At 41.2% G+C, this 24,008-nt stretch carries 22 protein-coding genes; 10 read left to right on the top strand and 12 right to left on the bottom strand.

The window, feature by feature from the left end; translation table 11 throughout:
• Positions 1 to 83 precede the first annotated feature (83 nt).
• The 3 genes from BGP78_RS04570 (at position 84) to BGP78_RS04560 (ending at position 3,289) form a co-directional block, all read left to right on the top strand.
• A complete protein-coding gene (locus tag BGP78_RS04570; RefSeq protein WP_119860302.1) occupies positions 84 to 1,301 on the top strand; it encodes a BCCT family transporter in 1,218 nt (405 codons plus the stop codon).
• A 12-nt stretch (positions 1,302 to 1,313) separates the two neighbouring features.
• The gene (locus BGP78_RS04565) at positions 1,314 to 2,012 is read left to right on the top strand and encodes a TorF family putative porin (RefSeq protein ID WP_119860301.1); all 699 of its coding nucleotides are present in this window, start codon (positions 1,314 to 1,316) and stop codon (positions 2,010 to 2,012) included.
• 233 nt (positions 2,013 to 2,245) lie between these two features.
• Positions 2,246 to 3,289 carry a nitronate monooxygenase family protein gene (locus BGP78_RS04560; RefSeq protein WP_119860300.1) on the top strand — a complete coding sequence of 348 codons (1,044 nt, stop codon included), beginning with the start codon at positions 2,246 to 2,248 and terminating at the stop codon, positions 3,287 to 3,289.
• A gap of 89 nt (positions 3,290 to 3,378) precedes the next feature.
• On the opposite strand, the gene BGP78_RS04555 is transcribed toward BGP78_RS04560, so the two are convergent.
• The 11 genes from BGP78_RS04555 to BGP78_RS04505 all read right to left on the bottom strand — a co-directional run bounded on the left by BGP78_RS04555 (position 3,379) and on the right by BGP78_RS04505 (position 14,214).
• On the bottom strand, positions 3,379 to 3,876 hold the full coding sequence (locus tag BGP78_RS04555; RefSeq protein WP_182912220.1) for a hypothetical protein: 498 nt from the start codon (positions 3,874 to 3,876) through the stop codon (positions 3,379 to 3,381).
• 59 nt (positions 3,877 to 3,935) lie between these two features.
• Entirely contained in the window at positions 3,936 to 4,313 is a 378-nt protein-coding gene (locus tag BGP78_RS04550) for a hypothetical protein (protein WP_119860298.1), read from the bottom strand.
• Between the two features lie 107 nt (positions 4,314 to 4,420).
• Positions 4,421 to 4,699 carry a hypothetical protein gene (locus BGP78_RS04545; protein ID WP_119860297.1) on the bottom strand — a complete coding sequence of 93 codons (279 nt, stop codon included), beginning with the start codon at positions 4,697 to 4,699 and terminating at the stop codon, positions 4,421 to 4,423.
• A gap of 291 nt (positions 4,700 to 4,990) precedes the next feature.
• On the bottom strand, positions 4,991 to 5,218 hold the full coding sequence (locus BGP78_RS04540; RefSeq protein WP_138594858.1) for a hypothetical protein: 228 nt from the start codon (positions 5,216 to 5,218) through the stop codon (positions 4,991 to 4,993).
• 602 nt (positions 5,219 to 5,820) lie between these two features.
• A complete protein-coding gene (locus tag BGP78_RS04535; RefSeq protein WP_119860295.1) occupies positions 5,821 to 6,264 on the bottom strand; it encodes a hypothetical protein in 444 nt (147 codons plus the stop codon).
• Positions 6,265 to 6,365: 101 nt separating this feature from the next.
• Complete coding sequence (locus tag BGP78_RS04530) at positions 6,366 to 7,148, bottom strand: sporulation protein (RefSeq protein WP_119860294.1); 783 nt, start codon at positions 7,146 to 7,148, stop codon at positions 6,366 to 6,368.
• Between the two features lie 146 nt (positions 7,149 to 7,294).
• The gene (locus BGP78_RS04525; protein ID WP_119860293.1) at positions 7,295 to 8,671 is read right to left on the bottom strand and encodes a HAMP domain-containing sensor histidine kinase; all 1,377 of its coding nucleotides are present in this window, start codon (positions 8,669 to 8,671) and stop codon (positions 7,295 to 7,297) included.
• On the bottom strand, positions 8,668 to 9,333 hold the full coding sequence (locus tag BGP78_RS04520) for a response regulator transcription factor (RefSeq protein ID WP_119860292.1): 666 nt from the start codon (positions 9,331 to 9,333) through the stop codon (positions 8,668 to 8,670). The genes BGP78_RS04525 and BGP78_RS04520 overlap by 4 nt, the downstream gene beginning before the upstream one ends.
• 23 nt (positions 9,334 to 9,356) lie before the next feature.
• Complete coding sequence (locus BGP78_RS04515; protein WP_119860291.1) at positions 9,357 to 12,380, bottom strand: efflux RND transporter permease subunit; 3,024 nt, start codon at positions 12,378 to 12,380, stop codon at positions 9,357 to 9,359.
• Positions 12,381 to 12,383: 3 nt separating this feature from the next.
• A complete protein-coding gene (locus BGP78_RS04510; protein ID WP_182912219.1) occupies positions 12,384 to 13,475 on the bottom strand; it encodes an efflux RND transporter periplasmic adaptor subunit in 1,092 nt (363 codons plus the stop codon).
• On the bottom strand, positions 13,465 to 14,214 hold the full coding sequence (locus tag BGP78_RS04505; protein ID WP_119860289.1) for a MipA/OmpV family protein: 750 nt from the start codon (positions 14,212 to 14,214) through the stop codon (positions 13,465 to 13,467). Before BGP78_RS04505 ends, BGP78_RS04510 begins: the two co-directional genes overlap by 11 nt.
• A gap of 185 nt (positions 14,215 to 14,399) precedes the next feature.
• On the opposite strand from BGP78_RS04505, the gene BGP78_RS04500 reads away from it, so the two are divergent.
• The 3 genes from BGP78_RS04500 to BGP78_RS04490 all read left to right on the top strand — a co-directional run bounded on the left by BGP78_RS04500 (position 14,400) and on the right by BGP78_RS04490 (position 19,427).
• Positions 14,400 to 15,098, top strand: coding sequence for a class I SAM-dependent methyltransferase (locus BGP78_RS04500; RefSeq protein WP_119860288.1), 699 nt, complete (start codon positions 14,400 to 14,402; stop codon positions 15,096 to 15,098).
• Between the two features lie 106 nt (positions 15,099 to 15,204).
• Entirely contained in the window at positions 15,205 to 16,290 is a 1,086-nt protein-coding gene (locus BGP78_RS04495; protein WP_119860287.1) for an efflux RND transporter periplasmic adaptor subunit, read from the top strand.
• The gene (locus BGP78_RS04490) at positions 16,287 to 19,427 is read left to right on the top strand and encodes an efflux RND transporter permease subunit (RefSeq protein WP_119860286.1); all 3,141 of its coding nucleotides are present in this window, start codon (positions 16,287 to 16,289) and stop codon (positions 19,425 to 19,427) included. Before BGP78_RS04495 ends, BGP78_RS04490 begins: the two co-directional genes overlap by 4 nt.
• A 75-nt stretch (positions 19,428 to 19,502) precedes the next feature.
• On the opposite strand, the gene BGP78_RS04485 is transcribed toward BGP78_RS04490, so the two are convergent.
• Positions 19,503 to 19,661, bottom strand: a complete 159-nt coding sequence (locus BGP78_RS04485; RefSeq protein ID WP_010367592.1) for a YqaE/Pmp3 family membrane protein — start codon at positions 19,659 to 19,661, stop codon at positions 19,503 to 19,505.
• A 256-nt stretch (positions 19,662 to 19,917) separates the two neighbouring features.
• Here BGP78_RS04485 and BGP78_RS04480 point away from each other — a divergent pair, with 256 nt between their 5' ends.
• From BGP78_RS04480 to BGP78_RS04465, 4 genes are read left to right on the top strand one after another with little or no spacing between them, the layout of a single operon-like run.
• Positions 19,918 to 20,757: a DUF350 domain-containing protein gene (locus BGP78_RS04480; RefSeq protein WP_119860285.1), complete on the top strand. Its 840-nt coding sequence runs from the start codon at positions 19,918 to 19,920 to the stop codon at positions 20,755 to 20,757.
• A 7-nt stretch (positions 20,758 to 20,764) separates the two neighbouring features.
• A complete protein-coding gene (locus tag BGP78_RS04475) occupies positions 20,765 to 21,556 on the top strand; it encodes a hypothetical protein (RefSeq protein WP_119860284.1) in 792 nt (263 codons plus the stop codon).
• Positions 21,556 to 23,070, top strand: a complete 1,515-nt coding sequence (locus BGP78_RS04470; RefSeq protein ID WP_119860283.1) for a polyamine aminopropyltransferase — start codon at positions 21,556 to 21,558, stop codon at positions 23,068 to 23,070. The genes BGP78_RS04475 and BGP78_RS04470 overlap by 1 nt, the downstream gene beginning before the upstream one ends.
• A gap of 17 nt (positions 23,071 to 23,087) precedes the next feature.
• On the top strand, positions 23,088 to 23,846 hold the full coding sequence (locus BGP78_RS04465) for a phytanoyl-CoA dioxygenase family protein (protein ID WP_259386155.1): 759 nt from the start codon (positions 23,088 to 23,090) through the stop codon (positions 23,844 to 23,846).
• The last annotated feature ends 162 nt before the right edge of the window (positions 23,847 to 24,008 follow it).

The following is a 24,008-nucleotide window of genomic DNA, read 5'->3' as shown; positions in this document are numbered from 1 at the left end:
TAGTTCAACAATAAAGTATTAATGCAAGCACAATAATAACGGAGAAACAATGAGTTACTTTTACTTGTTTTGGGAGGGTGACAATGACCTTATGGCTTAGTATAGGTATCATTTTCACCCTTTTAGCAATCGTAACAATTTTGTATAAATGGGGTAATTTGCAGTGTATAGGTGTAACGCCGGTTAAAACATTTACCTTTATTGCTATCTTATTTACGTCCGGCCTTGATGTCGGGTTAATTATGTTTCCATTGACTGAGTTTGCGGGTTACGCAGACATAAAAGCAAGCCCAGAGTATGCTTTTGCAAATCCGTTGGCCATTGAATTTGGCTATTGGGGTTTTCTGATCTGGGGGTTTTACTTCCTTACCTGTTTTTATTTCTGCGTAATAGAACCTAAGGTTAAATTTTTTGAAATACCTTGGGTGAAACTACTGAACAACGTGATCATTATTGGCACATGTGCGTTTACTGCTTACCTCTTATTGTCTAACTTGCCTTGGTATTTACCAGAGCTTGGAGATGGCGGTACGATTATTCCAGCATTTTATTTATTGGTTTTTGCAGCGATATGCTTTGCGGTATATTCAAGCACAAGTTTGAAGTATGTGCGCTTTTTAAGCGTTGCGACCACGTGGTTGTTTATTGCCTTGATTGTATTCATGTGGAGCGCAGTATTCATATTTGATGATAGTTCTGTCGCTGACTTTATCGGTCAACTCGGTTTGATTGGGGAATATTTTACCAATATTGAACAGTTTGTTTTACCGCTTAATGACTATCATGAGTTCTACCTATTTTGGTGGTTCGCTTGGAGTATTATGATTGGTCAATTCACTTCTCGTTTTGTGGGAGGGTTAAAAACCTATCAAGTACTTGGTGCAATGTTGATATTCCCATCAATCCCGATTGCACTGTGGTTTGGTGTGCTTTACCACTACCATGAAGCTGGAATTTCAACTGCTGGTATTAAAAACTTTGCGATGGTGTTTGTTGGCGTGGTGTTTGTGATCAACTCGCTCGATTCTTTGATCCGCCTGTATACCGACAACTTAAACCTGACCGTAAAGCGCTTAGGCATGCGTAATTATATGATTTTTAATATTGTCGCCTTATCATTATTAACCCTGTTATTTAAGCTTGAATTTATCCAAATCCAGTGGGTAGGAGCACTTGTCATTGGTTTATTCTTATCCTGTGCTCTATACATAGGATACGGTAAGTTTAATGCAGTGAGACGAATAGAGAGTTCGCCACAAGATAACACAATTGACTATAGTAAAATTGAAACCGCTAGCTAAGGAACCATCATTATGACAACAACGAAAAAAATTATTTTTACTGCGCTTACGCTGGCTTCTACCCATGCAATGGCCGATTGGTCGACAACCGTGACTGGCGCATCAGATTATACCTTTAATGGTGTGAGTCAAACGCAAAACGACCCTGCGCTGCAAGGCAGCTTAGATTATGCTTTTGATGATGGGGTGTATGCAGGCTCTTGGGCCTCAACAGTGGACTTTGCTGATGACACGAATCTTGAATGGGACTTTTATGTGGGTAAGTATGTCACACTGAATGACCGTTGGAGTGTGGACTATGGTCTAGCGTATTACAGCTATCATGGTGACAGTAATTCAAGTGATGGCAATTACTTTGAAGCGTATACCAAGGTTGGCTTTGCTAACAAGCTAGGGCACACTGAATTTAACGTTTGGTATAGTTGGGATTATTTTGGCACAGGGGCAAAGCAAGTTATCGGTATGGTTGCGCACAGTGTTGAAATAGCTGAAGGGCATACCTTACGTGCAAGTTTTGATGTTTCAAATTCATTAGATGGCGATAAGTTTATGTGGGATGTGGGCGATAAATCTTATTATCATTACCGCTTAGCGTATCAAACGGTCATCGAAGGCTTTAACGTAGAAATAGCAGCAGAAAACACCAGTTTAGATTATGACAGTGCAGATGAACGTATTGTTTTCTCTTTGGCGCGTACATTCTCGCTATAAAAAATAGGATGCTCTATTGCGATAAAGTCAGATATGGTTAGCGTGACTTAGCTGCAATAAATATCTGAAAAAGGCCAAGTATATGCTTGGCCTTTTTTATGTAACCCGTTTAAATGACATTGTATAATGACGCAGAACAGCTGCAATGTCATAACACATGATTTCGTTGCGACTAACGCGAATTAAGTTGTATTTAGGGTTTCTATTTAGGGTTTGAATAAGGACATACAATAATGAAAGAGCACATCTTCAACTTACTTGGAACGCAATACCCTTTAATACAAGCGCCGATGGCTGGTGTGCAAGATAGTAAACTTGCCATTGCGGTGAGTGAAGCTGGTGGAGTAGGCTCCGTGCCTTGTGGGATGTTAAGCATTGAGCAAATTGTGCATGAGATTAAAGCGGTGGACTCAGCAAGTAACAAGCCATTTAACTTGAACTTTTTTTGCCATAAGCCAGAGCCTTATGATCCTACTCGCCAGAACAAATGGCAAAAACGATTACAGCCTTACTTTACCGAGCTGGGGGCTGAAATTGACTCCAATGACAAACAAGCAAGTCGGATGCCTTTTAGCCATGATATTGCCGATGCAATTGAGTCTTTTAAACCCCAGCTTATTAGCTTCCATTTTGGCTTACCCAGCAAAGATCTTATGCAGCGCATTAAAGGGTGGGGCGGTAAAGTTATTTCATCTGCGACGACGGCTGGAGAAGCGGCTTGGTTAGAGGCCAATGGCGCTGACGGAGTGATTGCACAGGGGTTAGAGGCCGGTGGTCATCGAGGGATGTTTTTGTCGATGGATTTATCTACGCAGCAGAGAATGACGACATTGCTAGCACAAATTATCGATGCTGTTACCGTACCGGTTATTGCTGCGGGTGGAATAGCCAATAACAGTGATGTGAAAGCGGCTTTGGCATTAGGTGCCAGTGCTGTTCAAGTGGGTACGGCGTATTTATTGTGCACAGAAGCAACCACATCAGACTTACATCGTGATGCGATAAAAAATAGAGAAAGAAGTGAGACAGCGGTTACCAATATATTTTCTGGAAAGCCAGCGCGAGGCATTATTAATCGCGCAATGAAAGAAGTTGGTTTGATGAATGAATTAGCGCCAGGCTTTCCCCATACCGCCATTGAAATGTCTCAACTACGTCGTCATAGTAAAAAGCTTGGGCGTGATGACTTTATCCCGTTATGGTGTGGACAAAATACACAAGGCTGTAGCGAAGCGTCTGCAAGCGTTATCACAAAACAACTAGTGTATGGTTTATAAGGAGTTGTTAGACTTCCTGAAGCAAAAAAAGCAGTAAACATCTATAATACCGACGTTTACTGCCTCCCTGGAGATATAGAACTTTCAATCTAAAGGTCTGGCAACCTTAAACCCAAAGGCGTTTCACTGACTAACGTACCATCATTTATTGCTTGTACGTATTTGTTGTAAATATAAAACTCTTCTTCATCGGTTAACTGACCAAAAAAAGCATATAAAGCGGTTGCGTCACTTTCGTTTAGAATGCCTGAGCCTATACTTTGCTCTAACGCATCGTTTGCTTGGGCAAATACCAAGTTCGTTGACCTTGTTTGAATGTCTTGTGCTATATCATTTTCTGGTGTTGCATCATACTCAGTGTATACTTTGTTATTTTTTTCAATGAGTTTACTTAACTGCGCTAGCAGCGCTTCATGCCTTATATTAGCGCACTCTGCATTGCTTAACGTTCTGTTGCTAAGTGTATCATGAATTATTATTTTAACATTTTCCTCAAATCTTTCTTTTCGTTCGTTAGTGGATAGTTGCTCAGAGTTGAGCTTATTAGCTATCGCATTCTCAATTTGGGTAGGCAAGTACAGCATCATAATGACCTGAGAGATAACCAACGCTATTAGAGAAATGTATACAAGAGGGAGTTGACGCATTATTTTGGTGCAAAGCTTGAGCTATTCTGAATATCAACGTTTGTACATGTTGAGCCGCTCACACTGACATATAAGAATGAATCAGATCCTAATGCACGCAATTGTTCAAAATGTGTTGGGTTTTTTGTGGTACAAGATTTGCTCACGCCAGCCGCTGACTTGGCCATAACAACCATATAGGTTCCACGGTCGAGTGATGCAATGTATTGTACTGAGTCTGCTGAGTTTCTAGCACTGCCAAATGAACCTGAAATTGAAGTGTTATTTACAATGACATTATGGGTGGCTTTGTGGCCAGCTAAACTAGTTGCTGAAAAAGACAGAGCCGAGAATAGCGAGGTTGCTAAAAGCGCTTTTGTTAACATTTGAATTGACATTTTATTTCCTTTAAAAGTTATGGATAGGCTTACAGGATGCAAGCCTTACTTTATGTTAACATTTATTTTTTGTTGTTGTAACTTGGTTTGTTCCTGTTTTACCTAACTTAATTACAATCGACCATTCCTGACGTTGACCATATATGCATCAAATTATGCATCAACGTCATCATCGTTGTCTTTTCAAAGTTAATACTGTACAGCCCGCTTGGTTTGATGTTAAATATTACTCGTTGCCATTGTTCTGGTTGGCTATTAATTCCATGGTCATACAGTAATTTAAATAATGCGGCTATGTCATCGCTAACACTGATATTGATTTGCTCTAATGGTGCTTCCGTAGGGAGATAATATGCCCAACAATCGTATGTTGTCTCGCTAAACACCTAAACCCGAACTTAAAGACACACTCAATTGTAGTATAAAGCAAAGCGATTAGCGTGGCAGTTAGGCTGTGGTTTTCCTTAAGCGACAATTCTTTGTGTAACAGTAGCGTTCAATTAATTTATGTGATGTTTTTGATGTTTGAGTACTAGGTAATTGGACTAAAAGTAAGAGGGCTTTTCTAAAATATTAAGTTTGTATTTAAATCGTATGTGCAAAAAGACTTAACGCTGAGTATGTCTTGGTTAGCAGCGACATTCGCGTTAAGTCATATTTTTTAGTGGTGGCGCGAACTAGATAGTGCCTGTCACTTTAAACCCATAGTTCCCCATAGAACCCGAACCAGATACAACGACACACGTTAAATTGGTCGCATTCGGAAATTCTTTTTTGAAGTGATACTCCGCAGCATGACATCCTACCCACATTGGTAATTCGTATACGCGCCATACACTAGAGGCGGCTGAAGTGGGAAGTGCGCTAATTAGAAGCATGGCAGCGAGCATTGATTTTATTATCATAATTATTTCCTTTAAAGTTGTATTTATAGCCAACAAGACATTAGCTTTTTTTTTACCAAATAGTAACTGAATGTTTTTCATACAGAACTTATAGTTGGGAGTATTAAATGCTTACTGATGCAGTTTTTAGGTTAATTTATTGGTACCTTTAGAAGGCGAATGTGGTTTATATATTTTATTTATGTCGACTATATAACTCATAGTGAGTAATTTATAAATTATATGTATTAGAGTGAAATGGGTATTGTTATATGGATTTTTTAATTTAATAATTGTTGTTGATTTATGGTTGTAGTGCCTTGCTAGATGCTAATTTTTTAACCAGTAGGCCTACTGTTTTTATATGTTTTAAAATGTTTTTCTCTGTGGCAGTAAGCCGATTAAATAACGCTATTAGACTCTATAGTCACTTTTAATAAGTGGTTAGCCTATTTCGATTTTATTTTATGGTGAGGTGTTTTTTAGGTATTACTTTGTGCTACGAGGGGTTACTAATGCGGTGAGCACTAGTTGTAGGTCTTTTATTAATATTTATAGCCTAGCATTAAGCTAGGCTATAAAATTTATTGGTTTACGTTAACCTTCTAATTATGTGTTTATGGTTAAAAAGTAACGTAAACTTCAACGTCTTCAGTAGTGTGTAGCGCGGTATAATTGATAATGGCTGGTTTTTTGCCTTCTGCCCCCATACCTGCACTGCACCACACTTTATGTTGATCTAGGTCTTGTTCTGACATAGAGATGTTAGAGTATATTAGCTGCTGCTGATCAATCGTTTCGTTGACCAATGCAATTACGCCATCAAGCTCAGCTGAACGACCTGCAACGTCGACTGCTTGCTGATAAGTTATTTCGCCTGACTTTCCGGCTTTTTTCAGCATGACTTCAAACAGCTGTGATTTGGCTTCGTCTTTAACAATTTCATCAACGAGTTCAATTACGTCGTCATCGTCGCATAGTGGGTTAGTATCAACCTGGTTGTCAGAACCACAAGCTGTGAGGGCGATAGCCGAAGCTATACATATTAAAAAAGATGGTTTTTTCATTACGTTCCTTATAATCATTAATTACCAATAGAATATGTATTTTATACCAACTACATTACAGCCTTGTAATCGATGTAGTTGGTATTAGGCTAATAGCCGATTTAACTATTAGCTTCCAAAATAGTGTAGATCTGATCTTCTAAGTCTTCAATGTCGTCTTCAGTAACAACCAGTCGTGCGTTTGACTCATCTAAATCAAGTGCCTCCGCAAAGAAGCCCATTAAGCCTTTGGCCTTACGGTCAATTTCAAAAATGACTTCGAGCTGTTCACCTCGGTTAAAGAATACGACTTCAACCTCATCAAAACGACCGTGGAAATCGCCAGAAATGGTTTTAAATTCTAATTCTTGTACGAATGGTAAGCGTGAGAACGAGGCTGATTCAATGCCTTCACAATCTGATTCATACAGTTTAAACCCTAGCTCTTCTAAGCTATCTATCACTGCTTGCTGTAGTTCAGTTGGCGTGACGTGAATAAAGTCTTTATCAGATTTGTCGAGTGCCATATCAATGTCTAGGTTGGTAGTTAACCATGTTCTTGATTGGCCAACGGTAATTGGCGCTTCTAACGCTAAGTCAAATACAAATGGGATCAATTTTTCTTCTGAGGGAGAAATCGTGAAGCTTTCGTTGATATGGTATTTTGCTAGAGTATAGTTTTTGTTGATGGTAACGGATTCACCGTCATCATTTTCTTTTTCAACGGTATAATTACAAACAACATTCAAATCAATTTTGTTGATTTCTTGCTCTACTTTGCCACCGACAATTTTAACTGTGCCTGATATTTCTTCGCCTGGCGCTATTTGATTGTACTCTAAAATGGCATCAACTTTTGCTGCACCAATGCCCACAGTACCCAATACTTTTTTGAAAAACGACATACGCATCCTTATATATTATCAAAATTACCCTTCATACCTGAGGGGCTTAGTCCTGACGAGATTATAAAAGTCTAATTCTATCAGTCAATCACTATTCTCTATAATTCAACTGTTTCGTAGTTAAAGCTGAAAACTTAGCCTGTCCTTTATGGTGTGGCATTAAATGTTATGGTAAAGGTAGCGCCGCCTAAATCATTGTTACATATCACATCAATGTCGGCATTGTGGGCATTGGCAATTTCACTGACGATGGATAAGCCTAGTCCACTGCCGGTCAAGGCGGATTGTTCTTTTCGCCAGAATCGCTCAAATAGCTTTACTCTGTCACCTTCACTGATCCCGGGGCCCGAGTCTTTTATGCTCAGGGCATTTTTAGTAATGATAAGCTGTACGTGGGCATGCTTCTCGGCATATTTTAAGGCATTTTCTAGTAGGTTTTTGGTTAAAATGATCAATGCACCCTTATCGCCGAGTACATCACATGATGGATCAATGACGTCGAGTGACAGCTCTTTTTGATGAGTTACAGAAAGCGGACCTAGCAGCATACATACATCTTTACCTATGTCTTTCAAATCAACCAAACTATGGGTAAAGCCAACCTGATTTTGTGCGCGGGATAAATCAAGTAATTGTTCTATTACCCGAGACATATATTTAATGTCGCCCATTAGCGCAGGCTCTACCTCTGGCGGAATTTCAGTCAGCTCTACTCGAGTAGATAAAATGGCCAGAGGAGTTCGCAGTTCATGTGCGGCATTGGCGACAAAACGTTTTTGTTCTTCAAACCCTTGCTCTACGCGTTCCATTGCCTCGTTTAAGCCTAATACTAACGGCAGAATTTCTGCGGGAACGTCTGTGGTAGAAAGTCGTCTATCTAATTGATTAGGTTTGATTTGTAACAGTTGTGTAGTGACGTTTTCAACGGGGCGTACTAAGGCGCGAATTGAAATAAAAGTCACGCAGACAAAGACCAAAAATGCAGCACCGATGGTGAGGGCGGCTACTTGGCTTAACACCGGCATAACGGCTTCATTTGCTAGTTCGCCTAGTAAGTCATTGCGGGCCAAATCGAGCGCAAGGCGCCTTTCATCAGCGATGAATATGATCCTGAATAAATCTGTGTGGGTATTATTGCGCGCAGCGATTTGTGAATAACCTTCAGGTAAAGAGGTTGGTAAGGTATCAATAATAGTTGCAACACTTGGATTGACAAACGATCTGAGTAGTTCTTGCTGTGTTGACAAATCAATAACGCGAAACCCTAAGTTATTATACAGTGCGTCGTATCCCCATCGTTCAGCAACTTGCGTTGATTGGTATGTCAGCTGTGATTGGCCGTCAAACGCTAGGTTCGTTTGAATGTCTTCAGCCATTCCAAACATACTTTGTTCCACCGCTAAGTTGGCAAAGTTAATAGAGAATAAATAGAGAATGGCGGCAATTAATGAAAAAACACTACCTCCAATAAGTAAAAAGTGCTTAAGCAAACGCCGAGATAATGAGTTTTGATTAAATATCATGCCAAGATATACCCTATGCCACGGATGGTATTTATGTGTGTGGTAGCGCCAGCTTGTTCAAGCTTTTTTCGAATACGATGCATGGCGACTTGTATGGCATTGTCGGTGACTTCAAACCCCATAGAATAAATGGCATCAAACAATGACTCTTTACTTACGGTTAATGTTGCATGCTTTAACATGTACTCTAAAATAGCAACCTCAGTTTTGCCCATGGTGAGGTTTTGAGTGTCAACAGTGACACGGCGAGACTTGGTTTCTATAGTGACATTGCCTCTGCTTAAATCATTGCCCGAATAATCAACAGGTCTGCGCATTAGGGCGCGCAGTCGAGCTTTTAGCTCGTCTATAGAAAAGGGTTTGTTGAGATAGTCGTCAGCACCGAGGTCGAGCCCTTTTATTCTGTCATCTATGCCGCCGCGGGCAGTCAAAATAAGAATAGGAATGGGTATACCTTTAGAGCGTAAATGTTTAATCACATCTAAGCCATCTTTATCTGGTAACCCCAAATCTAAAACAATACCGTCGTATTGCATGATAGACAGTTGATAAAACATAGTGGCTGCATCTAAAGCAATATCGGCCGCATGGCCATCTTGCATGATGGCTTGCTGAATAAATTCAGCAAGTTGTTGGTTATCTTCAGTGATTAGCACTCGCATGGTTATGTCCTTTATTCTAATCATTACTGTGTTTGTATGTCATTTTTAACTGGTTTTAGCAGTAAACTAAGCGCAACAGGCATTATAAACATCATCAAGGCGGTAGAGGTGATCAATCCACCAATAACAGCCCACGCTAATGGTGGCCAAAGTGGGCTTTGTGATGAGGTCAGCGGTAACATACCTATAATGGTTGTAATTGTGGTCAATAATATAGGCCGAAAGCGTTCATTTACTGCCGCAGCGATTGCTTGTTTTTTCTGTAATCCATTTTTTATTCCTTGAAGCGTGCTTTCAATTAAAATGATGGCGGTGTTTACCACGATACCTGCCAACGCTAATACCCCTAATATTGACATAAAACCAAAAGGAATATTTACGAGAGACAGCATCGCTGGCGCACCAATCGCACCCAGTGGAATACTACACATAACCACCAGACTCAATCGGTATGAATTGAACTGCAAAACCAGTGCAACAAATAACAATACGATACCAGCGGGCATTGCGACCAATAATGCGCTATTTGCTTGCTCAGACTCAGCGGCTTCTCCGCCAAACTCGATAGTAACACCAAATTCATCGGTTAAAACTTTTGCTTTTGACTGCAGTTGTTCAATGATCTCTTCCTCGCTATAACCTTCTGCAACATCAGACAGAACAGTTAAAGTATGAAATCCATCTTGTCGCACCGCGACTGGGGGAATGCCAACGACGCTTTGTTCAAGGAATAGAGATGCAGGAATAAATTGTCTCGTGTCAGTCAGTATTTGTGTTGATAATAACTCTGTAGAATTATTTACCGGTTGCGGCACTGCAACAACTAAATCAATTGGGTCTAGCGTGTAATTTAACGTTGTGGCGTTAAGCCCCGTGGTTTGCCACGCAAGATATTGACTTAGTTGCTGCTCCGTAATATTGCTCACTTGTAACTGTTGTTTGTTTGTCGCTAAGTTCAATGCAGGCTTACCTAGTACATAGGCTCTTCTTACACTCTTGGTGTCAACGCGCTCATTAAGCAACGCAAATAATGCTTCTGCGGCACCCAGTGCATTTTGGTTTGTGTTAGCCAGAACGCGCACTTCTATTGGGCTTTCAATTGGTGGACCTTGCCCTAATTCATGCGCGGTTACGATGAAATTAGGAAATTGTACTTTAAATTCGTTGTTAAGACGGTTTACAACGTCAGCTACAGCGACCTCTGCTTTAGTTTCAAATACAATGCGAGCTATGTGACTTTCATTCGGCTGTTGTACTAAATTATAGTAAAAACGAGGTCCAGAATTACCCGTAAAGCTGAACGTATTGGTGATCGAGTCATTATTTTTCAGTTTATCAGCAATGGCATTAGCAACGTTCGTCGTTTCACTTACCGAAGAGCCAAGAGGAAGTTGAATGTCAACATAAGCTTGGTCTCGATTGGTTTTTGGGAAAAACTCGCCTTTGCTCGCAGGTAAGCTTAGTAACAAGGTAATGACACAAACGCTAACCATGAGCGTTGCTTTAGGATAATTTAAAGTGCCGTGTGCAATATGTCCGCCTGTCGTATTAAAAATACGCGTGATGCGGTTTGCGGGCTTGTCTTGGTAGGCGAGTAATTTACTCAGTATTGGCACAAAAGATAACGAAATGACATAGCTGAAGAGAATGCAAATGATCACTAAAATAGGGATTGTTGCAATAAAGTCAGCCACACCGCCTGTTGAGAGTAGCATGGGTACAAATGCGGCTATTGTGGTGAGTGTTGCTGTTGCCAGTGGTTTATATAACTCCTTAATGGCCGTGATAGCAGCGTGTGAACGTGTCATACCACGTTCTAGGTGGTGTACAATTCGTTCAGCCATAACGATACTATTATCGACCATTAGCCCTAACGATAGCACCAACCCTGCAATGGTCATTTGATGGATCACACCGCCAAACATGCCGAATAAACCAATGGCAGACAGTGCAATGGCCGGAATAGAGAGGCTGACAATAAGTGCGCTACGAAACGTCATTAAACACATTAAAACAAGGGCAACACCGAGGCAACTATATAGTAATGAAGTAAGCAAAGAACTACGGCGTTTTTGGGTCCAATCGGGTTGAAATAAATGAATAGTGATACTGGCTTGTGCATACCTTTGGTTCAATTCATTGATCTTGTTTCTTATCAAACGTCCTGTTTCAGTAACGCGAATAGAATCTGGTGGTAGGGTAAGGGCTATGCCAACGGTTCTTTGTCCGTTATACCAGAATTGCTCGTTACTTTGCGGATCTGCGCGATACGCGATATCAGCAATGCTAGAAAGGGGCACACTTTGCCCATTAGGCATGCTGATTTGGGTATTTTTAACTGATTGTAATGTATCAAGTCGAGTAAGTGAGTTGACTCCCGTGGTAAATGAAGGGTTTTGTAAAGTGCCTAAGCTGGTTTGTGCATTGCGTTGCTGTAGGGTATTTGCAATATCAATAGGAGAAACGCCCGTTTCACGCATACTCTGTGACGAGTATGCGACGTTAAGCTGCTCTTGTGGTGCACCAATTAAGCTGGCAGTTCTTACATCGGCAAGCTTTAGCAGTTCATCTCGAACAACCAGTGCCATACGCCTATCTTCGAGTAGCCCTTGGCCTGAATTCACCGACAGTACAATGCCCTGTGTATCTTGCACGCGATCATGGACAGAGAGGTTTATTTCGCCCATTCGGCTTGAAGCCTGTCGTGTACGGTCCTTCACCCTTTGCCAAATTACATCGGTCTCATAAATGCTGTCTTTGAGCTCGATGTCGATATTTGCATAACCTTGCTTTATTCGCGCACTAAATGTGCGTATTTCGTCAATTTCACTCAGTACTCGCTCAATAGGCCGAACACCCTGATCGGTAAGCTGCTCAATACTCATTCCAGGGTTTGAAAGCAAGATCATACCATTTCGGTAGGCAAAACTTGGATCTTCTTGCTCATTTGCATAGTGCCAACTGAATAAGCCTGTTAGCGCTAAAATGGTAATAATGCCTAGAATTAATCGTGGCTGGAAATACCAATGTGAATTTGGCGTTAGCATAAGTTACCTCTTGTCTAATGCAGCTAAGTTAAGTGGGTTAATGATCTCTGAAACTCGGCTAATTGGTTGAAGTAGGGGATAACTGCTCGTAATTAACACCCCATCTTTTTCTACAGCAATCACAGAAACGGGCAGTGTATTGTTTTCGGCTGCGGATAATAAATAGGCACGATTGCTTTGATCATAGCGAAGTGCCGAATGTGATACCTTGTAAAGTCTGTCATTTGAAATAGGCACATGCAGTTGCGCTGTTATACCTAGATTCTCATAGCTATTTTTTGGCAGGGTAACGGTGACTTCAAATAAGGCTGGTTGGCCTAAGTTCGGTAAACTTTTTTCTGTCACGATACCCAGTGTCGTGGTGTTGATACTCGGAAATGATACTTGAACATTTTTCGTTTTAGGGAGTGAAATAGCAATGCGTTCTGGCAGTGAAAAAACCACTTTTTGTGTTTCACTAGACTCAAATCGAACGATATTTTCTCCCGCGCTAATATAGTCACCTGAGCGGGAATATAATTTACCAATAACGCCCGCTTGTGGGGCCACTAATTGGGTCTCTTTTTGTTGGTTTTTTGCTTCTTCAAGCTGTGCAAGGGCATTATTGACCTGTTGTGTGGCCACTTTTAAGGCCCGCTGTGCATCATCCAGCACGGCGTTAGGTTGTAATTTCTTTCTAACGAGTTCGCTGCTTCTTTGCTGTTGTATTTTAGCTTGGTGCAGTACTGCCTTAGCACTTTCATAGCTAGACTCACGTGATGTGACGCGTTGAGCAAGATTTGGCGAGTACAATGTAGCCAGTACATCGCCAGAGTTAACAATTTGCCCTTCTTTGACAAGTACTCGCTCTATTCGGCCATCAACAAACAGTGCCATGTTGTAACTTTCTCCTCCTTGCACTCTGCCAAAGAAATGATGTTCTGGCATCGTCTTAATTGGCGTAGCGATCTCCGAGTGGTCAAATACAATAACTGAGCTTGGTTGGATTTGAACAACTTGCTCGGTATTGGCTGAACTTGCGTCACAGCCAATTAACCCCAAACCTATCGCACTAATACATAAGTGTTTTATTTGAACTTTTTTATTAAAAAACATAAGCATACCCAACCAAAATTTGTGCTTCACCTGATTTATCAATTAGCGGAGAGTCTTTAATATCACTGCCATACGAAGCGTAGCTAATGTCTGCTTTAATATAGTGTTTGTTATTAAACATCCAATCGCTCCCGATCCCAATCTCGATATTGGTTGTGGCATCTAGTTGGTAAAAGGCACGAGATGAGGTTGCTTCATTTTGTTGTACGCCAAAGTAGTAATCCGCTAAATCTTCACTTTGATAGTTCGCGGAGATATAAGGCATAACACGGCCATTTTCAAACATAAACGGGACCCCGTAACTGGCACTTAATTCAAACCCTTTATGAGTACTGGTTACATCGTGTACCAGTCCGAGGCCAAACTCTCCAAATGAGGTGTCTATTTCAGCTTCAATACCCGCATCAAAGCTCATATCACGGTCTTCCATACCCGTAAATATGTCACCATCTGCAGCTTCATAGCCATCAAAACGCAAATTACCGATAGCTGAAATCTCGAACTGGTCATTGGCAAACATTTTGTAGCTTGCACGTGGGCCTAGTAACGAAAAATTACCGTACTGAATGCCTATAATTGGTACGATGGTGGTTTCTGTACCAACATCGACGTATCCTTGATCTGATGATATTGCTGCAATACCTAAGCTCCAAGTTAACTCAGAAGAGTCTTGTTGAGCCAGTGTGTGTGTTGAGCATGCTAGTAAACAAGCAGCGTATGCAGATTTCGTAAAAGTCATGTGATATTCCTTAAAAGTAAGTAAACTAAGTTGTACCTAATATTTGGTACGTTGCTCACTGTGTTCAGTGAATGTGAATACTTTAAGAGGCGAAACTTTCTAGAAACTTACAAGCGGTAATTAATTCATTTTTTTTATATCAATCCGTCTTATGACTGATATAAAACATTTATAAGAGTATAAATATGGCTTCAGAGCTTTATACAACCCATGCCGCACAGTATGCGGAGTCAGTGACACACAATATTTATAACGCATATTATGAGCGCCCATCACTGCAGGCATTGATGGGGGATATTAAAGGGCGAAAGGTATTAGATTTAGGTTGCGGTTCGGGGATTTATGCGCAGTATCTACTCGATAAAGGTGCCAGTCATGTAACGTGTATCGATGCTTCTTCAGAAATGCTCGCTATGGTTGACTCCACATTAGGTGGCCGAGTGCATGCTTATCAGCAAGATTTAGCGCTGGGCCTGCCAAATGAAAAAACACAAAGTGCGGATATAGTCATTTGTCCATTAATGTTACATTATTTGGCGGATGTTACGGCGTTTTTCGCAGAGGTTTATAGAGTACTCAAACCCGGTGGATATATGGTGTTTTCTACCCATCACCCTTGCGCAAAATCTGAGATGCGCCATGCAAAAAACTATTTCGAGACACAAATGGTTATTGAGCGCTGGAATACGGTTGGCACACCAGTAGAAGTACGTTTTTACAGACGTTCATTAACCTGCATTATGCAGGCAATAACGCAAAATGGTTTGCTAGTGTCTGCTCTTAGTGAGGGGCAGGTAGACCCTGTTGTGCAAACAATGTGTGCTAAAACATATGAAAAGCTGTCAACAAGGCCTGCGTTTATATTTATACGCTGTCAGAAATAACCTAATTTCTTAATATCTGGCATTATTAGTAAGTTATCGCAAATGAGATGTTTTATTTTGTGAGTTCTTTAGAATTAAATGGAAATAATTATCATTAGAGGTTTTTATGCAATTTGCTGTACGTGCGGTGTTTTGTGTTGTTTTGGCCAGTGCTTCATTAGTTGCGTCAAAAGTGTATGCTCAAACCACAGAGGTTGATATATATATTCCGTCATTAAATAAGCAAGCCGATGTGATGCGATTGACTGGTACAATTGAAGCCACACGCGATGCAAGCTTAGCCTCTTTGGAAGCAGGCGCTGTGTCTGTTTTACAAGTTGATGTTGGCTCTTTAGTAAAAAAAGGAGAGGTGTTACTGCAACTTGATGACACGCTCGCTAAATTAGAGTTGGCTCAAGCAAAAGCGAGCTTACAAGCTGCGACAATCGCAAAACAAGAAGCTGAACGTTTATTGGCTGAAGTAGTGGCACTATCAGATCAGCAAAGTGTGGCTAAAACACTCATAGGTGAACGACGTGCTAATTTAGCCAATACCAAGGCCGAATTAGTCAAGCAGCAGGCTGCGGTTTCCTTAGCCAAAGAAATTGTTCACCGCCACACGCTGTATGCTCCTTTTTCTGGTGTGATCGCAAGTAGAAATGTGGATGTAGGTGAATGGGTGACGCCACAAAATAGTGTTCTTTCTTTGGTGGCTCAATCTGATTTACGTTTAGTGCTGGATGTACCACAAGAGTATTATAGCGACTTCGCATCACAAGAGCGTGTTTCTGCAGCGGTGACTGCGGATATAAAAAATAGCCATACAATTAACACACAAATTTCGCGTCTTGTGGGGGTTGCTGATCCGGTGAGCCGTACCTTTGTTGCGCATATAGACATACCTAACGAGACATATAGTCATGAGTTTATTGCCGGTATGTCAGCAAGTGCTGAAGTTTTCTTAGCGTCTTCTAAAAGTAAAGTATGGTTACCCAAGTCGGCTATTAAACAGCATCCTGACGGTGGGAGCAGTGTGTTTTCTGTAGAAAATGGCAGCGCGAAACGCAGTTTGGTAACCGTAGTAGAGTCGACGGGCGAACAAGTCTCGGTGATAGGACTGACTGGGTCTGAACGTATTGTGGTTTCTGGGGTTGAGTTACTTAAAGATGGCACGTCGCTCTCGGTAAAATCAACAGTGAGCGGTGAACTATGATTGAAGCTGCTGTAAAGCGAGGGACGCTGGTTACGGTCGTTGTTTTGATCACGGCGATTTTAGGGTTGATCTCAGCACTTAATATTCCGGTACAAATGATCCCTGATTTAGAAGTGCGGACCATTACGGTACAAACTGGATGGCCAGGGGCAACACCACAAGATGTAGAAAAAGAAATACTCATTGAACAAGAGCGATATTTAAGAAGTTTGCCTAATTTAAAACGTATGATCTCATACGCTGAAATGGGTGAAGCCACCGTTGAGCTTGAGTTTCCGTTTGGCGTTGGTGTTAATGATGCACTTATTAGGGTAAATAATGCGCTGAGTCAGGTACCTGCGTACCCTGAGAATGTGGACCAACCTAGGCTTTTTTCAAGTTCATTCTCTAATAATGCGTTTATGTATTTTGTACTCAAACCGCAGGCTGGTAACCCATTACAATTAGACGTGGATTTACTGCGTGATTTTGCTGAAGACTTTGTTCGTCCTCGTATGGAGAGTGTCGCGGGCGTATCGGAAGTCAGAGTTGGCGGTGGTGCACAGCGTCAGATCCAAATCAAAGTTGATGCGGCACGTTTAGCGCAGCGCGGCATTAGTTTAATTGATGTGAGAAACGCGATAAGAGCTAGAAACAGAGATGCGTCAGGTGGTGATATTGAAAGTGGTAAAAGTCGTTATTTACTGCGTGTAGTTGGGCGTTTTGAGCAGCTCAGTCAATTAGAGAACCTAGTTGTTAAACGCATTGGCTCAGCAAATATTTTATTAAAAGATGTTGCCAGTATTACGCTTGACCATTTTGAGACCCGTGGGATGTCTTATTCAGATGGTGAACGCACGTTGAGTTTGTCTGTTCGACGTGAAAGTGGCTCAAATGTATTAGCAATTAAAGAGCAAATGCTACCGGTTGTGGCTGAACTTAATGCACAGCTACTGGCGCAAAATGGGTTAGAACTCAACTTGATGAGTGATGACGTCAAATATGTGAAAAGCTCTTTGCAAAATGTGTGGACCAACTTAGCATTGGGTGCCTTACTTGCGACGCTTGTGATGTACTTTTTCTTGCGCTCAGGGCGGGCGACGTTAGTTGGGGTAATGGGCATTCCGTTATGTACAGTCGCGGCCTTTTTTGCCTTGATGAGCTTTGGTCGAACGATTAACGTTATTTCCTTAGCGGGTGTTGCGTTTGCAATTGGTATGACGGTAGATAATACCATTGTGGTGCTTGAATCTATTGTACAGGCGAAACGCGAAGGGCTGAGTAAGCGATTGGCTGCTATAAAAGGCGTTAAAGAAGTATGGCCAGCGGTATTAGCCTCTACTGCGACAACTGTATTGGTATTTGCGCCAATCTTATTTGTGCAGCAAGAAGCCGGACAGCTTTACTCTGATATTGCCATTGCTATTTCAGGTGCGATTATTGCCTCAATGTTGGTTGCTATTTTTGTTGTGCCTGTCGCACTGGCAAATTTTGGTAAAAAACAAGATTTAGATGAAAAGCGCCAGTTTGAACTAGGTACGTGGTGGCTATCGTTGTCTAAGTTATTTACCCGCTCACAACAGCAAGCTCGCGTAATTAGTATTGCATTTGTTGTGGGTATATTAGGATTAGCTTATACGTTAATGCCTGCGGCGGAATACTTACCTGAAGGGGAAGAGCCCAAAGCGTTCTCTATGATGATTGCGCCACCGAACTATAATTTATCAGAAATGGAAAAAATTGGTGCAGAATTAAGAACGTATTTTGATGCGCACATAGAGGCTGACAGCAGTGATTACGAGTCAGGTAAAACTGATTTACCGCCACTAGAATATTACTCTATGTCGGTGTCGGTTGGCCGTATTTGGTTCTTGAGTGCACCTGTTGAACCGCAAAATATAAACGATATGATGGCGGCTATTACTGCTAAGTTCAAAAGTTATGACGGTATGCGTGCATTTTCAGCGCGTGGTTCAATTATATCGAGCAATGACGGCGGAACACGCGCAGTTGCGGTAGATATAGCAGGCAGTGATATTATTGAGCTTTATAGTGCGGCTGAAGCTGTTTATAAAGAAGCTGATAGGCTTTTTGATAACCCTCAAATTGATTCAGATCCTGGTTCTCTTGCATTAGAGCAGCCACTGATTGAAATTAAACCGCGTTGGGACCGGCTTGCTGAACTTGGTATAGATAATCGCGACTTTGGTTATGCAGTGGCCGCTATGAGTGACGGTGCCTATGTTGATGAATTTATCTTGAACGACGACAAAGTCGATATGTTTTTGTTTAGTGGTGCAGGAAATCGTCAAAACCTAACAGAGCTGCAAACAACACCGATTGTTACGCCGCAGGGGCAAGTATTACCGCTAAATGCGTTAGCTGATTTGGTCGAGAGTAAAAATAGTAACTCTGTACGTCGAGTCGATGGTAACAGAACAGTGACGGTTTATATTATTCCTCCTCGCGATGTTGCATTAGAAACGGCAGAGCAGATTGTCCGTCAGGAATTACTCCCTAACTTATGGCAGCAAGGCAAAATAGCGCAAGGGATCAAAGTGAGCATTAGTGGTGCTGCTGATCAGTTAGAAGCAACTAAATCTGCGCTATCGGGTAACTTTGTGATTGCGTTGGTACTGAGTTATTTGTTGTTGGTGGCGATATTTACACATTGGCGTTACCCATTATTTATCCTTGCGACAGTACCTTTGGGTATGGCAGGGGGGTTGCTTGGACTGGTGACAGTAAACGGGGTTAACGGTGCTCTGACAGCGTTGGGGTTAACTGCGTTTCATCAACCATTTGACATGATCACGATGCTGGGCTTTTTGATACTGCTTGGCACGGTAGTAAACAATCCAATTTTGATCGTAGATCAAACGCGCCGTTTTATAATTGATCAAGCCATGCCTGTGCGAGAAGCTGTCGACCAAGCTGTTGCTAAGCGATTACGCCCGATTTTAATGTCTACGGCAACGACGTTATTTGGGTTGGCGCCATTGGTGTTAATCCCTGGCGAGGGTACTGAGTTATACCGCGGTGTGGGGGTGATTGTATTGAGCGGGATTTTAGTCTCGACACTATTAAGCCTCACGTTTTTACCGGCTTTATTGGTTGCGGTAATAAAACAAAGACAGGCCCCGCAGAGTGCTGCTTAATAAACGTTAAATAAAGACAATGGCCGTATTAGTAACTAATACGGCCATTTTTTTGATGTGTAATACCTAATGAGACTACTTCTTGGCGATGACCCATACTGCATGGACTATGCCGGGAATATAGCCAAATAACGTAAGTAAAATATTTAACCAAAATGCGCCCCCAATACCAACTTGTAAAAACACACCCAGAGGCGGTAACAAAATGGCGATAATGATCCGTAACAGATCCATAGGTTTCCCCTTATTATTGTATATTAAATTTATGCTGCCTATGAAGGTATAGCAGGTTTGACTATAGATGCTATTTTGTTGCTCAATTTTTGCTGGTTGGGATACAAAAGCGTACTGAGTTATTTTAGGAGATACTCACAGATGGCTTTTTCGGCTATGCCCTTTAATTTTGTACAGTGGCGTTAATAACGGGACTTAATTGGTGTTCGATATTATGGTATGATCTACATAATAATTAATTACTTATGCTCATATTATGGACGATATTTTTCAATCTTACTTAAATAATTTTAGTTTTGTGTTATTGCTTTTCTGTGTGATGTTTGTCGCTAAGAGGCTATATAACGCGACAACTCCTTACGACACCTTTTATCAAATTATAAAGCAAAAGAATACCGCATTGGCAACATCGGTGGCAGGGTTTATGCTGGGTGTTGTGATCATTTATAGTGCCATTTTAGCAGGTCCATCTGCTGGGCTTATTAGCGACTTAATTTTAACGGGCGTATATACGTTAGTAGGCCTGCTTTTATTAATTGTTTCGCGAATTATCAATGATAAGCTTATTTTACATTCATTCTGCAATCGCCAACAGCTGATTGAAAAACAAAGCACCGCGATAGGCGCTGTACAAGCGGCCAGTTATGTTGCCAGCGGCTTGCTGATAGGGGCATCCCTCAGTGGAGAAGGGAGTTGGGCTTCTGCCATTGTATTTTACGTGTTAGGGCAAGTATGTTTTGTGGTATGTGCCAAGTTATATGACACGGTAACACGCTATGAATTGTTACATGAGCTCGAAGCTGGGAACTCAGCGGTTGCCATCAGTTTTTCTGCGACGTTAGTAGCACTTGCTATGGTATTAGTTCATGCATTGATTGGCCCATTTGTTAGCTGGTCTGCGAGCATACAGCTTTTTTTAGTGGACGCATTTATCGGACTTGTTGCGTTAATTGTGGCGAGACAGTTTATTGATAAGGTGTTATTTCCTTCTATTTGTATTGATCATGCGATTGGTAAAGAGCGCAATCACGCCGTCGCTTTAATTGAGGGCACTGTCGCGCTCTGTGTTTCACTTGTTATTGTACTTGCGTTGTAGGTGAACTATGACGCATTTAAAACTATTTTTAGTGATTGCAGTAACATGGGTGGTGTGTTTTTTTTATAGTAGTTTGCTCGATATCCCCGTACAAAAAACCAAATTCCAACCAGGATCTGTTTTTGCGAATACAGAACGTATATATGCTTTTGATGTGCCTAAAAATGGGTCAATTATGCGCTTTGAAGTCAATGGTAGATTGGCGCTACAAAGCTGGAAAAGTCTTGAACTCATGGTTTTTGGCCCAGATGAGCAGTATCTATTTACTATTAAAGATGAGCTTTGGGCTGAGTCGGGTCGTGACTCTGACGGAAGGTGGACGGAATACAGAGATAAAATCCGTATCTCGCAGCGTTTTCCACAAAAAGGTCAATATACCGCTATTTTGTATGATGAAAAGGGACCACATCGTACTGGCAATGGTAGTGAATACTATTTTAGGATCACTGCACTCAAAGGTGACTCAAGTATACTAACCCTGTGGTTATGGGTATTAGGCATTATATTGGCTTGTTATGTATTCTATGGTTCAAATTTTCTCGAGAATAAGAATGATTATAAAAATTTTTACCTTGATAAGTCATCCGTTTTTTCTGGTGTATCTAGTTTAACCATTATTCTAGTAGTCGTGTTACCTGCCATTGTATTGTGTGTGCTAGCTAGCCATAAAAGTGACGAACCGATTAATTGGGTTTATGTGAGTTCTTCACATAAATCAATCTCAAGTGATCGCCAGATGCGGGAACATAGTTTAGGCAGTGCTGGGTTCAGAACATCAGCCTCACGAGGTGGTAAGTAGTGCTACGTGAAAGCCACATTCTACTGTTTAGTATTTTTGTCGCCGGGTTATGTTCAATCGTTTATGAGCTACTGATAGCAACAACAGGCTCTTATTTTTTAGGCGATAGTATTACACAATTCTCTTTGACGATTGGTATTTACATGGCGTTTATGGGCGTTGGTTCTTACCTTTCAAGGTTTATTGCTGATGAGAGTTTACTGCAAAAATTTATAGGCTTTGAGCTATTATTGGCTCTGCTTGGTGGTTTGTGTGTCCCATTTTTGTATTTAGCTTATGCGGTTGATGTATCGGTTCAAATTACGTCAGTGGTGTTAACCGCGGTTATTGGTACCTTGATTGGGCTAGAGATCCCCTTATTGAGCCGATTAATGGAAAAACACTATACGTTAAAGGCAAATCTATCAAATGTGTTGTCAATTGACTACTTTGGGGCACTGATTGCCACGTTAGTGTTTCCATTTATCCTTTTGCCATGGTTAGGAATTTTTAAAACCTCTTTGACCTTTGGCTTAATTAATCTCAGTATCGCGTTGTCGCTTCTGTGGTATTTTTCTTCGCAGCTTTCAGAATCACCAAAATGGCTGTTAAAGCGGGCATTTATGCTGGTGCTGTTTGTGTTAGTTGGCATGATGATTTTTAGTCAAAAGCTGAACAAAGCGTGGAATGGCCATGTATACGAAGACACGGTTGTGCACAGTGAACAGAGTAAATATCAGCAGGTGGTTATGACCCGCCATAAAAATGATGTTCGGTTATATTTAAATGGCGGTTTACAGTTCTCTTCAATTGACGAATATAGATACCATGAAGTTTTAGTACATCCTTTAATGAGGCGAGTTGAAAAAGCCGAGCATGTATTATTGTTAGGTGGGGGAGACGGGCTCGCAGTGAGAGAGTTACTTAAATACCCACAACTGAAGTCGATAACGGTGGTGGATTTAGACCCTGCAATTGCTGAACTTGCTAGAGAAAACCACTATTTGACAGCCCTCAATGATAACGCTTTTGACGATCCGCGTGTAATGGTCCATCACCAAGATGGGATGGTTTTTCTGTCAAACACACAGATGCGATTTGATGCCGTGTTCATAGATTTACCAGATCCAAAAACCATTTCGCTGGCGAGGCTTTACTCAAAGCAGTTTTATTTAATGGCTAAAAAAATACTTAAAAAAGATGGCGTGCTCATAACACAAGCAACGAGCCCTTTTTTTGCTAAAAGTGCATTTTGGTCAATTCATAATACCTTACAAGCGAGTGGGTTTGACACCTTGCCGCTAAAGGTGAATGTCCCTTCTTTTGGCGAGTGGGGATTTGTAATGGCATGTAAAAACGAGTGTTCAATAAAGCAAGACTATGAACTGAGTAACACACGATTTTATTCTTCGCTAGCGGAACCAATGTTGACACTATTTACGCCAGATTTAGCAGAGACTGGTCAGCTTATTAGTACGCTAGATAAACCGAATGTGCTTTACTATTATTTGGATGGTTGGCGATACTGGAATTAAACTTTGTGAGTAGCTGTGTGATAAATGACTTTAATACAAACGGGTTTGTCGTCGTCAAAGCTGCGTTTAATGAGGCTGAATTAGCGAGCGTTAAGGACATTGCATTACAGTTTCATGAAAGCTGGAAATTAAAAAACAAAAGCATCTATGAACAGGGAGCGGTTAACTCGGCCTATTTAACTAAAGAAGGGGCCTTAACTGAACCCGCTCGATTGGCGATGTTTCAGTTTATAAGTTCAAACACAGTGAGTGACATAATATTGAAACTCATAGGGCCAACAGCGACCTTTGTGAATACTCAATTATTCTTTGATCCGCGTAATCCAAACCAATCTAATTATTGGCATAGAGACCCACAATATCACCTGTCATTAGGTGAGCAAAAAAGCGCTTTATTGGGCCCACAAGTTGTGCATTTTAGAGTTGCATTGAAAGACGAGCCTGGTATTGAACTTGTTCCTCAGACGCATAAACGTTGGGATACTGACGAAGAGCTTACCATTCGATTAGAACAACACGGGCGAAAAAACCATGAAAAGATCGATGGCGCACTGCAAGTTGGGTTAAGCGCAGGTGATATTTTGATCTTCTGTGCCAATATGATTCATCGTGGTATTTACGGGCTGGATCGCTTCGCGTTAGACATATTATTATGCGAGTCAGATCCTATTTTTAAGGGGTATATTACAGATGGGGTATTACCCAGTGAGTGTATGATGCAAAAACTAGTTAACCCCTTTATATTTTCTAATGCTTATCAGTGTATTCTTGAATGATGTGAGCGTCATTGTAGGTAGTTTGATGTTGTTATAGACCTATTTTCTCTTATACGAACTTGACGAAAATGCAGCTCTTCCAGCTTGAATTCGCAGGTGAAGTGGTGGTGCTATGGGATTTAAATACTTAAAGGTGAGCAAGTAATTGTCAGTTAGATATTC

The sequence above is a fragment of the Pseudoalteromonas sp. MSK9-3 genome (assembly GCF_003590335.1).
Lineage (GTDB): Bacteria > Pseudomonadota > Gammaproteobacteria > Enterobacterales > Alteromonadaceae > Pseudoalteromonas.
This window is presented reverse-complemented; position numbering and strand designations above follow the sequence as displayed.

What these genes read in the sequence shown, in the direction of transcription:
- BGP78_RS04570 (WP_119860302.1), top strand. Translation starts at nt 84, where the DNA reads ATGACCTTATGGCTTAGTATAGGTATCATTTTCACCCTTTTAGCAATC.
- BGP78_RS04565 (WP_119860301.1), top strand. Translation starts at nt 1,314, where the DNA reads ATGACAACAACGAAAAAAATTATTTTTACTGCGCTTACGCTGGCTTCT.
- BGP78_RS04560 (WP_119860300.1), top strand. Translation starts at nt 2,246, where the DNA reads ATGAAAGAGCACATCTTCAACTTACTTGGAACGCAATACCCTTTAATA.
- BGP78_RS04555 (WP_182912220.1), bottom strand. Translation starts at nt 3,876, where the DNA reads ATGATGCTGTACTTGCCTACCCAAATTGAGAATGCGATAGCTAATAAG.
- BGP78_RS04550 (WP_119860298.1), bottom strand. Translation starts at nt 4,313, where the DNA reads ATGTCAATTCAAATGTTAACAAAAGCGCTTTTAGCAACCTCGCTATTC.
- BGP78_RS04540 (WP_138594858.1), bottom strand. Translation starts at nt 5,218, where the DNA reads ATGATAATAAAATCAATGCTCGCTGCCATGCTTCTAATTAGCGCACTT.
- BGP78_RS04535 (WP_119860295.1), bottom strand. Translation starts at nt 6,264, where the DNA reads ATGAAAAAACCATCTTTTTTAATATGTATAGCTTCGGCTATCGCCCTC.
- BGP78_RS04530 (WP_119860294.1), bottom strand. Translation starts at nt 7,148, where the DNA reads ATGTCGTTTTTCAAAAAAGTATTGGGTACTGTGGGCATTGGTGCAGCA.
- BGP78_RS04525 (WP_119860293.1), bottom strand. Translation starts at nt 8,671, where the DNA reads ATGATATTTAATCAAAACTCATTATCTCGGCGTTTGCTTAAGCACTTT.
- BGP78_RS04520 (WP_119860292.1), bottom strand. Translation starts at nt 9,333, where the DNA reads ATGCGAGTGCTAATCACTGAAGATAACCAACAACTTGCTGAATTTATT.
- BGP78_RS04515 (WP_119860291.1), bottom strand. Translation starts at nt 12,380, where the DNA reads ATGCTAACGCCAAATTCACATTGGTATTTCCAGCCACGATTAATTCTA.
- BGP78_RS04510 (WP_182912219.1), bottom strand. Translation starts at nt 13,475, where the DNA reads ATGTTTTTTAATAAAAAAGTTCAAATAAAACACTTATGTATTAGTGCG.
- BGP78_RS04505 (WP_119860289.1), bottom strand. Translation starts at nt 14,214, where the DNA reads ATGACTTTTACGAAATCTGCATACGCTGCTTGTTTACTAGCATGCTCA.
- BGP78_RS04500 (WP_119860288.1), top strand. Translation starts at nt 14,400, where the DNA reads ATGGCTTCAGAGCTTTATACAACCCATGCCGCACAGTATGCGGAGTCA.
- BGP78_RS04495 (WP_119860287.1), top strand. Translation starts at nt 15,205, where the DNA reads ATGCAATTTGCTGTACGTGCGGTGTTTTGTGTTGTTTTGGCCAGTGCT.
- BGP78_RS04490 (WP_119860286.1), top strand. Translation starts at nt 16,287, where the DNA reads ATGATTGAAGCTGCTGTAAAGCGAGGGACGCTGGTTACGGTCGTTGTT.
- BGP78_RS04485 (WP_010367592.1), bottom strand. Translation starts at nt 19,661, where the DNA reads ATGGATCTGTTACGGATCATTATCGCCATTTTGTTACCGCCTCTGGGT.
- BGP78_RS04480 (WP_119860285.1), top strand. Translation starts at nt 19,918, where the DNA reads ATGGACGATATTTTTCAATCTTACTTAAATAATTTTAGTTTTGTGTTA.
- BGP78_RS04475 (WP_119860284.1), top strand. Translation starts at nt 20,765, where the DNA reads ATGACGCATTTAAAACTATTTTTAGTGATTGCAGTAACATGGGTGGTG.